A 12314-nucleotide genomic window follows, 5' to 3' on the forward strand; every position below is an offset into this window, starting at 1 on the left:
GGTTTGCCGAGGCGATACACGGATACGCGACCCGCCAGACCGGCAACCGATCCGAGCTGATACGAGCCTGTACAGACCGTTATGAGCCGATACGGGCCGGTACGAGTCGACAGTCGACAGGGGAGCGAGGATGACCGACCGAGGCCAGAACAAGACGGGCCCCCTGCGGGACGACGAGCTGAAGAGGGAGCTGCGCGGGCAGCTCCTGAGCGGCCACGAGACCCGCGTGCGCGAAGACCTGGAACTGGAGCCCTCCGGCGAGGACCAGCCCGCCGTCGACCCCATGCCCGTACCGCCGCGGCCGGGCTCGACGCCACCCGGGGTGACCCCGCGGGAAGTGGAGCTGCGCGGCGAACTGGCCCGCCACCTCAGCCGCCGCGCCTACCCCGTCCACCGCGACGAACTCGTGCGGACCCTGCGCGACCACCACGCGCCGGACCGCCTCGTCGACCTCGCGGCACGGCTCCCCGACGACCGGAGCTACGACAGCGCCCAGGACATCGCCCGACAACTCATCGGCGGGTGAGGAAGCCCTACGGCACGCCGGGGCGGGTCGCGACGCACGGAGCGGCTCGCAGCCGCCGTCGCACGCGCCCCGGCGGGTACGCCGGGGCGGTGGAGGCCCCGACGTAAGAGAGGCGTCAACGCCGTCCGGCCTGCCGTATGAGAGACATCAAGAGCGCCGGCGAACGCGCTGGTGGGCGCTTTGCTTCACGGGACCGCACTAATTTCCGCGGGCCCGTGCCGCTTCGGCCGCGTACGGCCGCGGGCAGGGCCCGCCCGCACTGTCAGGAGGCGGCACACCGATGACCCGGGTGCTGGTGGTCGAGGACGACCCACAGCTCGTACGGGCTCTGGAGATCAACCTCAAGGCGCGTAAGTACGAGGTGGACGCGGCGGTCGACGGGGGCACGGCCCAGCGTCTGGCGTCGGCGCGTCCGCCGGACGTGGTCCTTCTTGATCTCGGGCTGCCCGACATGGACGGCATCGACCTGATCGGCAGGCTGCGCGGGTTCAGCCGCGCGCCGATCCTCGTCGTGTCCGCCCGCCAGGCCTCCGACGAGAAGGTCGCGGCGCTCGACGCGGGCGCCGACGACTACATCCCCAAGCCGTTCAGCATGGACGAACTCCTCGCCCGGCTGCGGGCCGCGGCCCGCAGGACCCGGCCCGCGGACCCCGACGAGTCCCCGAGAATCGTCGAGACGCCGGGCTTCACCCTCGACCTGCTGGCCAAGAAGGCCTCGCGCGACGGCCGCGTCGTGCGCCTCACGCCGACCGAGTGGCACTTCCTCGAGGTCCTGATCCGCCACCGCGGCCGCCTGGTCAGCCAGCAGCAGCTGCTCGGCGAGGTATGGGGCCCCTCGCACAGCACACGCACCAACTACCTGCGCGTGTACATGGCTCAGCTGCGCCGCAAGCTGGAGCCGGACCCGTCCCGCCCGCGGCATCTGATCACCGCGCCGGGGATGGGGTACCGGTTCGAGGAGTGACCGCCGGGCGGAGCCGGGCCGGGCGCGTCCCGGGCGGGCGGGGCTTCGGCGGGTGCCGGGCCTCGTCCACGCCCGGGCCCGTTTCACTCGTTCCGGGCCCGGCGCCCTGCCGCGCGTCAGCAGAGTGTCAGCGTGCGCCCCGATGCCGTCAACGGGACGTCATGGACGGTCGGTTGACACCCCGTGCCGGGCATAACGTCACCATGTGCCCAGTGCCCGTCACCGGGTCCACCGCGCCCCGCGCGACCGGGCCCGCGGCGCCCGACCGACCACGAGAGCCTCACCCGAGGCCCCTCAAGGAGGAACCATGACCCAGCCCCTGGTGTGCGGCGAAGACCCCGAGCCTGCCGAACGGGGCCCGGCCGGACCCCTGTTCGTCCCCGTCCGGCCGGGACCCGCGGGCTGTGTGGCCCGCCTGTTCCGCACACCCGTCGGCGACCGCACCGCCGTCGCCTTCACCTCCGAGCAGCGCCTGACCGCCACGCTCGGCGCCCGGCAGCCGTGGATCCGCCTCTCCGAAACCGCGCTGCGCGCCCTCGCCGAACCCCTGGGCGTCACCCGTTTCACCGTCGACCCGCGGCTCGCCTCCGACACACCGGTCACCTCCGTGCCACCGGTCACCGTGCCCTCCGTCGCCGCCCCCGCGTCCCGCAGGCCCGCGCGCCTGCGCGAGTGGGACCCGCAGGCCGCGGGCGCGTTGCGGGTCACCGGTGCCGCCGCCCTGGTCGGCGCGCTGACCGCTGGATCGGCTGAGACGGCCAGGTGACGACGTGAAGACAAGGCGAAACGAGGAACCCGCACCCGCCATGACCCTTGCCGACCTGCCCGCGGCCCGAGGCCGCACCGCGCCTCCTGCGCCCGCCGCACCCCCGGTGCCCACCACCCCCCTGGACACCGCCGACGACCTGACGGTCTGGCCGCACACCACGCGGCGGCTCCCGGACGGCGACCTGTCCGTCGGGGGCGTGGCCCTCACCGACATAGCCGACCGCTTCGGCACCCCCGCCTACCTCCTGGACGAAGCCGACGTACGCGACCGCTGCCGCACCTATCTGCACGCCTTCCCGCACGCCGACGTCCTGTACGCCGCCAAGGCCTTCCTGTGCCGCGCCATGGCGCACTGGGTGGCCGAGGAGGGGCTCGGTCTCGACGTGTGCTCGGCGGGCGAGCTGGAACTCGCCGTCACCACCGGCTTCCCCGCCGACCGCATCGTCCTGCACGGCAACGCCAAGAGCCCGCAGGACCTGCACGCCGCCCTGCGGCTCGGCGTCGGACGCATCGTCATCGACAGCGCGTCGGAGATCGCCCGGCTCGCCTCCGCCGTGCCCCACGGCAGCCGCCAGAAGGTACTCGTACGCGTCGTACCGGGCATCGCGGCGGGCGGCCACAGCAAGATCCGCACCGGCACCGAGGACCAGAAGTTCGGCCTGTCCATCACCGACGGCTCCGCGCAGCACGCCGTCGCCCGCATCCTGGACCAGCCCGGGCTCGAACTGGTCGGCCTGCACTGCCACTTGGGCTCGCAGATCACCACCGACAAGCCCTACCTGTGCGCCGTGCGCCGCCTCGTCGGCCTGATGGCCCGCATCAAGGAGCACCACGGCGTCACCCTGCCCGAGCTGGACCTCGGCGGCGGCCACGGCATCGCCTACCGCCCCGGCGAGGACGCGCTCGACCTCACCACGCTGGCCCGCAAGGTCCGCGCCGAACTCGCCGAGAGCTGCGCGGCGGCAGGACTGCCCGTGCCCCGCCTGATCGTCGAGCCCGGCCGCGCCATCGCGGGGCCCGCGGGCGTCGCCCTCTACCGCGTCCTGTCCGTGAAGCGCACCGGCGAGCGGACCTTCGTCGCCGTCGACGGCGGCATGAGCGACAACCCGCGGCCCGCGCTGTACGGGGTGCGCTACCTGCCGCGCCTCATCGGCCGGCGCTCCACCGCCGAACCCGCCCCCGTCACCGTCGTGGGCCGGCACTGCGAGGCCGGGGACGTCCTCGCCACCGACATCCAGCTGCCTGGTGACACCCGCCCCGGCGACCTGCTCGCCGTGCCCGTCGCGGGCGCGTACCACCTGTCGATGGCCTCCGGCTACAACCTCGTCGGCCGCCCGCCGGTCGTCGCCGTCGAGGGCGGCCACGCCCGCCTCCTGGTGCGCCGCGAGTCCCTGGAGGACATCCGCAGTCGGGACGTCGGGCTCTAGCCGCGGCGACGGCGGGCCGCCCCCTCGAACCATCGAGGGGGCGGCCCGCCGGCGGCTCTCAGAGAATCGCGCCCGGCGTGTACGCGGCCGCCGCGGGGTGCTCCTTGAGCACGTCCTCGATCCGGGCGACGACCGCCGCGACCTGGTCGCCGGCGGCGCCGCTGAACGACAGCTTGTCGGCCATCAGCTCGTCGAGCTGCGCGCGGTCCAGCGGGATGCGGGAGTCGGCGGCCAGCTTGTCGAGGAGTTCGTTGCGCTCGGCGCCCTGCTCGCGCATGGCGAGCGCGGAGGCCACCGCGTTCTCCTTGATCGCTTCGTGCGCCTCCTCACGGCCCACGCCCGCCCGCACCGACGCCATCAGCACCTTGGTGGTGGCGAGGAACGGCAGATAGCGGTCCAGCTCCCGGGCGACGACGGCGGGGAACGCGCCGAACTCGTCGAGCACCGTCAGGAACGTCTCGAGCAGCCCGTCGAGCGCGAAGAAGGCGTCGGGCAGGGCCACGCGGCGGACCACGGAGCAGGACACGTCGCCCTCGTTCCACTGGTCGCCGGCCAGTTCGGCGGTCATGGAGGCGTAGCCGCGCAGGATGACCGTCAGGCCGTTGACGCGCTCGCAGGAGCGGGTGTTCATCTTGTGCGGCATGGCGGACGACCCGACCTGGCCCGGCTTGAAGCCCTCGGTGACCAGCTCGTGCCCGGCCATCAGGCGGATCGTCTTCGCCAGGGACGACGGCGCGGCGGCCAGCTGTACGAGCGCGCTGACGACGTCGTAGTCGAGGGAGCGCGGGTAGACCTGGCCCACGGAGGTGAAGGCGCGGTCGAAGCCCAGGTGCGTCGCGATGCGGCGCTCCAGGTCGGCGAGCTTGTCCGCGTCGCCGCCGAGCAGGTCCAGCATGTCCTGCGCGGTGCCGACGGGGCCCTTGATGCCACGCAGCGGATAGCGGCCGATGAGGTCGTCGAGGCGGCGATAGGCGACGAGCAGCTCGTCGGCGGCGGTCGCGAAGCGCTTGCCGAGGGTGGTCGCCTGCGCGGCCACGTTGTGCGAGCGGCCCGCCATGACCAGCTCCGCGTACTCGCCGGAGAGCCGGCCGAGCCGCGCGAGCACCGCCACCGTGCGGTTGCGCACCAGTTCGAGGGAGAGCCGGATCTGCAGCTGCTCCACGTTCTCCGTCAGGTCGCGGGAGGTCATGCCCTTGTGGACGTGCTCGTGCCCGGCGAGGGCGTTGAACTCCTCGATGCGGGCCTTCACGTCGTGGCGCGTGACCTTCTCGCGCTCGGCGATGGAGGCCAGGTCGACCTGGTCGAGTACCCGCTCGTAGTCGGCGAGCGCCGTGTCCGGCACCTCGATGCCGAGGTCCTTCTGCGCGCGCAGCACGGCGAGCCAGAGCCGGCGCTCCAGCTCGACCTTCTGCTCGGGCGACCAGAGCGTGGCGAGCTCGGCGGAGGCGTAACGCCCGGCGAGGACGTTCGGGATACGGGGCTTAGCAGGCGCAGCAGTCACAGTCGGCCATTCTACTGGCGGTTTCTGCAGGCCAGCGCCATGGCCGGGTTCGTCGGAACGTACGAGAGGAGGGGGCGAGGGGAGAGCGGACGCGCCTCGCCCCCTCTCGCGCTGCGGTCACCTCAGCGTGTAGCCCCCGTCCGGATACAAGGTGGAGCCGGTGGTGAAGCCGTTGCCGAAGAGATAGAGCACCGCGTGGGCGATCTCGTCCTCGCTGCCGAGGCGGTGCAGGAGGGTGTCCCTGCGGTACTGGGCGAAGGCCTGCTCGCGGGCCGCCTCCGGGCGGCCCTGCCACAGGTTGCCGTCAATGGTGCCAGGGGAGACGACGTTGACGCGGACAGGGGCCAGCTCGACGGCAAGGCCGCGGGCGAGCCCTTCGAGGGCGGCGTTGCAGGCGGCGTAGGCGGGGGCGGGGCCGGGTGGGCGGGCGCCCGCGGCGCCGGACATCAGGACCACGGACCCGTCGGGCGTGAGCTTGGGCACGGCGAGCCGCACCGCGTGGTACTGGCCCCAGAACTTGGTGACGAAGGGGCTCTCGGCCTCCTCGTCGCTCAGCTCCAGCATGGGGCCGACCTGGTAGGTGCCCGCGGTGGTGAGGAGGTGGTCGACGCGCTCCACGGGCGCGAAGAACGCGGCGAGGGAGGCGCGGTCGGTGACGTCCACCGTGCGCCAGGTCGCCGCGTCCCCCAGCTCACCGGCCGCGGCGGCGAGACGGTCCGCCGACCGCCCGCCGAGCACCACCCGGGCCCCGGCCGCGACCGCCCGGTGGGCGACGCGCAGGCCGATGCCGGAGCCGCCGCCGATGAGGACGACGGTGCGGCCGTGCAGGGAGTCCGGGCCGGGCGCGGCACCGGGGCGGGGGGCGGGAGGCGGGGTGGTCATGGCGCGGTCCTTGTCAGGGAGGGGGAGCAGTCTTGATCCACTTCTGCTCCGGCCAACTCCCGCGGGCGCGGCGGCATTCCGCGCAAGGGGGTGGCGGTGGTACCCGGCTGCGCCGAAAGTCCGGCCAGGGTTCAGGCCGGGTCCGCCGCCACGCGGCGCCAGCCCTGGACCGGCCCCGGCGCCGTGGCGTCGGCCGGTGTGACCCAGAAGGCGCGGCCCGTCGTGGGGTCCACGTGGGCGCCCGTCCTGCCGTCGCCCGATGAGCGGCCCGTCAGCCGGCGGCCGATCCACGGAGCCAGATGCCGCCGGGCGAAGCGGGCGTCGGCGACGCGCCGCGCGGACCAGGACGGCGGCACGGCGACGGGCAGCGGCGTCCGCCAGTCCTCCTGCGGCGCGTAGCCGAGCGTCTGCCAGACGGCCTCGGCGACCCTGCGGTGCCCCTCCGCCGTCAGGTGCAGGCGGTCCACGTCCCACATGCGCTGGTCGCCGAGCGCCGCCGAGCCGTACAGGTCGACGACGACGGCGCCGTGACGGGCCGCGAGGTCGTCGACGTGGGCGAAGAGCTGCTCCATGCGCGGCCTGAACCGTTCGAGGACCGGGCCCTGGCGGCCCGGGCTGCGCATCAGGACGAGCTGCTTGCAGGCCGGGGCGAGGGTCTCCACGGCCTGTTCCAGCAGGCCGCGTACGCGGCCCATGTCGCACTTGGGGCGCAGGGTGTCGTTCAGGCCGCCCACGAGCGTGATCACATCGGCGCCCAGCGCGGCCGCCACACCGGCCTGCTCGTCGACGATCTGCCCGATGAGCTTGCCGCGCACGGCGAGGTTGGCGTACCGGAAGCCGGGGGTGTGGGTGGCGACGCGCTCGGCCAGGACGTCCGCCCAGCCGCGGTAGCCGCCGTCGGGCAGCAGGTCGGACATGCCCTCGGTGAAGGAGTCGCCGACCGCGACGAGGCTGGTGTAGTTGGCGTTGATCTGCATGGCGGGGTCGATGGTAACCCGCGGGCCCGGCCCTGGCCCGGGCCGCCGACGGCACCGGGGCCGGGCGCGGGCCCCGTGGAGCCTCCGGCTCAGGCCGCTGTGAAGCGGCCGCTCGGCTCCCCGCGCAGGCGCCCCCGCGGCACGGCGCGGCCGAACGCGGCGAGCAGCAGGTCCTGGCCGGATCCCCGCAGCGGCGCCCCGGAGCCGTACGTGCGGTCGAGGTCGTCGGGGCACAGCTGGACGCCGGTGAGATCGGCGCCGAAGAACTTGGCGCCCTTGACGGTGACGTGGTCCAGGAGGATCCGCACCCGGTCCTTGGGTACGCGCCGGTCGAGGCCGAGGGCCACCGTGATGTCCATGCCGTGCACCACGTCGTGGCCGAGCGCGGCGGCGAAGCCGCCGACGGGCGGGGTCCACCGATGGTGCGCGTGCTCGCGCAGGAACCCGGCGAGCCGGTCCGTCCCGTACGCCGCCGCGTCCGCGCGGGCGCACCGGTCCGTCATGCGGTGCAGGCTGCCGCCCGCCCTGACGAGCTGCCACAGGACGCGGGGGAGCGGGTAGCGGAAGCCGAGCGACATGTGGGCCGCGACCTCCCGCACCCGCCAGCCCGTGCACAGCGACGGGGCGTCCCACTGCTCGGGCGTCAGGCTCTCCAGGAGGCCGGCCAGCTCACGGCGCTCGGCCGCGGCGGCGGACCGGATGAGCGCTTCCGACGCGGTTCCAGGGCCGGTGCTCCGTGTGTTCGCCATGGTTCCAAGATCCAAGGGGCGGTTCGAGAAGTCCAAGAGCCAGTACGTCTGGTGACTAGCATTCCCCGTTATGGAACTTCGCCAGCTCCGGTACTTCCTCACCGTCGTGGAAGAGGCCAACTTCACCCGTGCCGCGGCCCGCTTGCACGTGGCGCAGCCCGGGGTGAGCGCCCAGGTCCGCCAGTTGGAGCGGGAGCTGGGGCAGCGGCTCCTGGACCGCTCGGGCCGGACGGTCACCGTGACGGAGGCGGGCGCGGCGGTGCTGCCGTACGCCCGTGCCGCGCTCGCCGCCGTGGAGGGGATGCGGCAGACAGCCGACGAGTTCACCGGGCTGCTGCGCGGCCGCGTCACGGTCGGGGTGGTCTCGGGGTCCGCCACGAGCGTGTTCGGCGTGGCGGAGCTGCTCGCCGACTTCCACGACGACCATCCGCACGTCGAGATCGCCCTGACCGAGGACACGTCGGAGCGCATGCTGGCCGCGCTGCGCGCGGGCGAACTCGACGTCGCCCTGGTCGGCCCGACCACCGAGGCCCCGCCCCCCGGCGTCCTCTGGGACATCGTGGTGGACCAGCCCCTCGTGGCCGTCGTGGCCGAGGGCGATCCGCTCATCGCGTACGCGGAGCAGTGCGCGGGCCGCGCGGGCCGCGCGGAGGCCGGGCCGGGCCCGGCAGGGGGCATCCCCCTGACCGCGCTCGCCGGCCGGCCCCTCATCAGTCTGCCGCGCGGTACCGGCCTGCGGGCGGTTCTGGAGCGGGTCTGCGCCCAGGCCGGGTTCACGCCCCGCGTCGCCTTCGAGGCGGCCGCGCCCGACCTGGTCACCCAGCTCGCGGCGCGCGGCCTGGGCGTGGCGGTCTTCCCCTCGTCGGAGACGGAGGCCGCGGAGCTGGGCCTGCGGGCGCTGCCGTTCGCCGAGCCGGTGCCGCGCGGCCGGATCGCCCTCGCCCGCCGCGCGGACGGCCCGCAGGGCCCCGCCGCCCTCGCCTTCCTCGCCCGGCTCCAGGAAGCGCTCATGCCCGGGCCCGCCGACGCGTCGACAAGCCGTGCCAAGGGGCGCGACCATAAAGGCAGTTGAGGGCTCAACCGTGAGGCCTCGCTCCTGGAGAGGGGGCCGCCATGTGGAGCGCTGCCTTCTGGAAAGCCACCGCGGAGCGCGCGGTGCGCACCTTCGCGCAGGCACTGGCCGCGGTCCTCGTCGCCGGGGCGACGAACCTCCTCGACGTGGCCTGGGCGGCAGCCCTCGGCACCGCGGGCATGGCGGCGCTGCTCGCCGTCCTCACGGCGCTCGGCTCGGCGAAGGTCGGCCCACCGGGACCCGGCTTCACGGAGACCCCGGACGGCAAAGGGCGCGCCCCCGTCCACTGACGGAAGCGCGCCCTTTGCGGCGCACACCGGGCTAGACGGGCTGCCCGAACAGCTCCCGCAGCACGTCCTCCATCGTGACCATGCCGGCCAGGCGGCCGTCCGCCCCGAGCACGGCCGCCACGTGCGTGCGGCTGCCGCGCATGGCCGTGAGGACGCCGTCCAGCGGCGTGGTCTCGCGTACGCGCGCGATCGGCCGCATGTCCGCCACCCGGAAGGGCAGGTCGCGCGGCCCGACCTCCAGGGCGTCCTTCACGTGCAGATAGCCGACGATCCGGCGCCCCTCGTCGACGACGGGGAAGCGCGAGAAGCCGCTGTCCGCCGACAGGCGCTCCAGCTTCTCCGGGGTGACGCCCACGCGCGCGTAGACCACGCGCTCCAGCGGGAGCACCACGTCGCGCACCGGCCTGCGGCCGAGTTCGAGCGCGTCGTGCAGCCGCTCCTGGGCGCGGTCGTCGATCAGGCCGGCATCGCTTGAGTCCCGCACCATGCGGGCCAGTTCGGCGTCCGAGAAGGTCGCCGCGACCTCGTCCTTGGTCTCGACCCGAAGGAGCTTCAGGATCCCGTTGGCGAACGCGTTGACGGTGAAGACCACCGGGCGCAGCGCGCGGGCCAGCGCCACCAGGGGCGGACCGAGCAGCAGGGCGCTGCGCACCGGCTCGGCGAGCGCGACGTTCTTGGGGATCATCTCGCCGAGCAGCATGTGCAGATACGTCGCCACGGCCAGCGCGATGACGAACGAGATGGGGTGGATCAGGCCGTGCGGCACGCCCACCGCGTCGAACAGCGGCTCCAGCAGGTGCGCGATCGCGGGTTCGGCGACGACACCGAGCACCAGGGTGCACAGCGTGATGCCGAGCTGCGCCGCGGCCATCAGCACGGACACGTGCTGCAAGCCCCACAGCACGCTCTTGGCGCGCCGGTCACCGTCCTCGGCGTGCGGTTCGATCTGGCTGCGGCGCACCGAGATCAGCGCGAACTCCGCGCCTACGAAGAAGGCGTTGACGACGAGCGTCGCCAGGCCGATCAGCAGCTGGATGGCGGTCATCGCTCGTCCTTCCCCTTCGCGTTCCGGTCCTGGGTCTTCGCGTGGCGCTCCCGGGCCCGGGAGCGGGACCCGTGGCGGCCCGCGCGCTCGGCGCGCCCGCCGCCCGTGCGGTCCCCGTCAGCGCCGTCGGTACCCTCTTCATCGTCGTCGGCCGCCGCCGGGGCGTGCAGCAGCACGCGCGCGGCACGGCGGCCGCCGGCGTCGACGACCTCCAGGCGCCAGCCGCCCACGTCGACGCGGTCGCCGACGGCGGGGATGCGGCCGAGCCGGGTCGCCACGACTCCGGCCAGCGTCTCGTACGGTCCTTCCGGTACGCGCAGGCCCACGCGGGCCAGCTCGTCGGTGCGGGCCGCGCCGTCCGCCGAGTACAGCTCGCGGCCGTCCTCGTCGGTGCCGACGGCGGCCAGGTCGGGCGTCTCGTGCGGGTCGTGCTCGTCGTGCACCTCGCCGACGACTTCCTCGACGATGTCCTCCAGCGTGGCGACGCCCGCGGTGCCGCCGTACTCGTCGATGACGACGGCCATGGTGCGTTTGCCCGAGAGGCGGTCGAGCAGCCGGTCGACGGTCAGGGACTCCGGGACGAGCAGCGGCTCGCGCATCAGCTCGCGCACGGGCAGGCGGGTCCTGCGTTCGGCGGGCAGCGCGATGACGTCCTTGATGTGGACGACGCCGACGACCGCGTCGAGGGAGCCCTGGTAGACGGGGAAGCGGGACAGGCCGGTCGCGCGGGTCGCGTTCGCGACGTCCTGGCAGGTGGCCTGGGCCTCCAGGGCCACGACCTGCACGCGCGGCGTCATCACGTTCTCCGCGGTCAGGTCGGCGAGGTTCAGCGTGCGCATGAACCGCTCGGCGGCCTCGGCCTCCAGGGCGCCCTCCTTCGCGGAGTGCCGGGCGAGGGCCGCCAGCTCCTTGGGGCCGCGCGCGGAGGCCAGCTCCTCGGCGGGCTCCATGCCCATGCGGCGCACGGCACGGTTCGCCGTGTCGTTCAGGTGCGTGATGAAGGGCCGGAAGGCCGCGCTGAAGATCCGCTGCGGCGTCGCGACGCGCTTGGCGATGGGCAGCGGCGAGGAGATCGCCCAGTTCTTGGGCACCAGCTCGCCGACGACCATCAGGAAGACGGTGGAGAGCACCGTGCCCAGGACGAGGGCGACGGTGGAGGCGGCCGCGTCGGGAACCCCGGCGGCGCCGAGCGGGCCCTCGATGAGGTCGCCGATCGCGGGCTTGGCGAGCATGCCGACCACGAGGCCGGTCACGGTGATGCCGAGCTGCGCGCCGGAGAGCTGGAACGTGAGGTTCTTGACCGCCTTGAGGGCGCTCTCGGCGCCGCGTTCGCCGCGCTCCGCCGCGCTCTCCAGTTCGCTGCGCTCGACGGTCGTGAGCGAGAACTCCGCCGCGACGAAGACGCCGCACGCGAGCGAGAGCAGCACCGCCACGAGAAGCAGGAGCACTTCGGTCATCGGGTCACCTCCGTCCCATGATCGGCCAGGGGCGTGGTGAATGCGCGATGTCGGGTACTAGGAGGCTCGCCCATGGGCGGACGCTCACACCTTTCGTCGGGGTGGTAGGACTCCCCCCATGTTAAAGGATCAGCAAAGCGCTACCAGGAACGTTACGTTTCGTAGCGAACGGTGGCGGGGAGTCATGCGTCCAGGTGCTTCACCCAGCGGCTCCACTGCGGCTCCGGCGTGTACCCGGCCGCGTGCCAGGCGTGGTGGGCGCGTTCGTTCCGGTTGAGCACCATGGCGTCCGCGCGGCGCCCGCCGAGGGCCGCGAACCGCTGCTCCGCCGCCGCGAGGAGCGCCGAGCCGATGCCGCGCCGCCGCAGGTCGGGGTGGACGGCGAGCCGGTACAGATGGCACCGCCAGCCGTCGAAGCCCGCGATCACCGTGCCCACAAGCTCGCCGCCGTGCTCGGCCAGGAGCAGCGCGTCGGGGTCGCGGGCCACAAGCCGCTCCACCCCCGAGCGGTCGTCGCTGATGCTCGTGCCCTCCGCGGCCACCTTCCAGAAGGCGAGGACGGCGTCCAGGGCGTCGGGTCCGGCGGGCCGAATGTGTAGGTCATCCATGGCCGCATCCCATCACCGGGCACGGCCCCGCCGCCCGGAATTCCAGAA

General features: G+C 73.9%; 13 protein-coding genes. 6 read left to right on the forward strand and 7 right to left on the reverse strand.

What is annotated here, in order from left to right:
• Nucleotides 1-130 precede the first annotated feature (130 nt).
• The 4 genes from AC07GB_RS20030 (at nucleotide 131) to lysA (ending at nucleotide 3685) form a co-directional block, all read left to right on the forward strand.
• On the forward strand, nucleotides 131-526 hold the full coding sequence (locus AC07GB_RS20030) for a DUF2795 domain-containing protein (RefSeq protein WP_478847196.1): 396 nt from the start codon (nucleotides 131-133) through the stop codon (nucleotides 524-526).
• 280 nt (nucleotides 527-806) lie between these two features.
• Nucleotides 807-1490 (forward strand): response regulator, encoded by a 684-nt coding sequence (locus AC07GB_RS20035; RefSeq protein ID WP_478847198.1) that lies wholly within the window; start codon nucleotides 807-809, stop codon nucleotides 1488-1490.
• 307 nt (nucleotides 1491-1797) lie between these two features.
• On the forward strand, nucleotides 1798-2256 hold the full coding sequence (locus AC07GB_RS20040; protein ID WP_478847200.1) for an SAV_915 family protein: 459 nt from the start codon (nucleotides 1798-1800) through the stop codon (nucleotides 2254-2256).
• Between the two features lie 40 nt (nucleotides 2257-2296).
• Nucleotides 2297-3685: a diaminopimelate decarboxylase gene (gene lysA / locus AC07GB_RS20045; protein WP_478847202.1), complete on the forward strand. Its 1389-nt coding sequence runs from the start codon at nucleotides 2297-2299 to the stop codon at nucleotides 3683-3685.
• Nucleotides 3686-3743: 58 nt separating this feature from the next.
• Here lysA and purB read toward each other — a convergent pair whose 3' ends face one another.
• The 4 genes from purB to AC07GB_RS20065 form a co-directional block, all read right to left on the reverse strand.
• Nucleotides 3744-5186, reverse strand: a complete 1443-nt coding sequence (gene purB, locus AC07GB_RS20050; RefSeq protein WP_478847204.1) for an adenylosuccinate lyase — start codon at nucleotides 5184-5186, stop codon at nucleotides 3744-3746.
• 117 nt (nucleotides 5187-5303) lie between these two features.
• Nucleotides 5304-6068 carry an SDR family oxidoreductase gene (locus AC07GB_RS20055; RefSeq protein ID WP_478847205.1) on the reverse strand — a complete coding sequence of 255 codons (765 nt, stop codon included), beginning with the start codon at nucleotides 6066-6068 and terminating at the stop codon, nucleotides 5304-5306.
• Between the two features lie 131 nt (nucleotides 6069-6199).
• Nucleotides 6200-7045 carry an SGNH/GDSL hydrolase family protein gene (locus tag AC07GB_RS20060; protein ID WP_478847207.1) on the reverse strand — a complete coding sequence of 282 codons (846 nt, stop codon included), beginning with the start codon at nucleotides 7043-7045 and terminating at the stop codon, nucleotides 6200-6202.
• An 89-nt stretch (nucleotides 7046-7134) separates the two neighbouring features.
• Nucleotides 7135-7794 carry a maleylpyruvate isomerase family mycothiol-dependent enzyme gene (locus AC07GB_RS20065; protein ID WP_478847209.1) on the reverse strand — a complete coding sequence of 220 codons (660 nt, stop codon included), beginning with the start codon at nucleotides 7792-7794 and terminating at the stop codon, nucleotides 7135-7137.
• Nucleotides 7795-7864: 70 nt separating this feature from the next.
• On the opposite strand from AC07GB_RS20065, the gene AC07GB_RS20070 reads away from it, so the two are divergent.
• Nucleotides 7865-8866, forward strand: a complete 1002-nt coding sequence (locus AC07GB_RS20070) for a LysR family transcriptional regulator (protein ID WP_478847211.1) — start codon at nucleotides 7865-7867, stop codon at nucleotides 8864-8866.
• A 41-nt stretch (nucleotides 8867-8907) separates the two neighbouring features.
• A complete protein-coding gene (locus AC07GB_RS20075) occupies nucleotides 8908-9156 on the forward strand; it encodes a holin (protein ID WP_478847213.1) in 249 nt (82 codons plus the stop codon).
• Between the two features lie 31 nt (nucleotides 9157-9187).
• Here the strand turns inward: AC07GB_RS20075 and AC07GB_RS20080 are convergent, their stop codons facing one another.
• The 3 genes from AC07GB_RS20080 to AC07GB_RS20090 all read right to left on the reverse strand — a co-directional run bounded on the left by AC07GB_RS20080 (nucleotide 9188) and on the right by AC07GB_RS20090 (nucleotide 12266).
• Entirely contained in the window at nucleotides 9188-10201 is a 1014-nt protein-coding gene (locus AC07GB_RS20080; protein ID WP_478847215.1) for a hemolysin family protein, read from the reverse strand.
• Nucleotides 10198-11658 carry a hemolysin family protein gene (locus tag AC07GB_RS20085; RefSeq protein ID WP_478847217.1) on the reverse strand — a complete coding sequence of 487 codons (1461 nt, stop codon included), beginning with the start codon at nucleotides 11656-11658 and terminating at the stop codon, nucleotides 10198-10200. Before AC07GB_RS20085 ends, AC07GB_RS20080 begins: the two co-directional genes overlap by 4 nt.
• A 182-nt stretch (nucleotides 11659-11840) precedes the next feature.
• Nucleotides 11841-12266 (reverse strand): GNAT family N-acetyltransferase, encoded by a 426-nt coding sequence (locus AC07GB_RS20090; RefSeq protein ID WP_478847219.1) that lies wholly within the window; start codon nucleotides 12264-12266, stop codon nucleotides 11841-11843.
• Nucleotides 12267-12314 lie beyond the last annotated feature (48 nt).

The sequence above is a fragment of the Streptomyces sp. NPDC045778 genome (assembly GCF_056431945.1).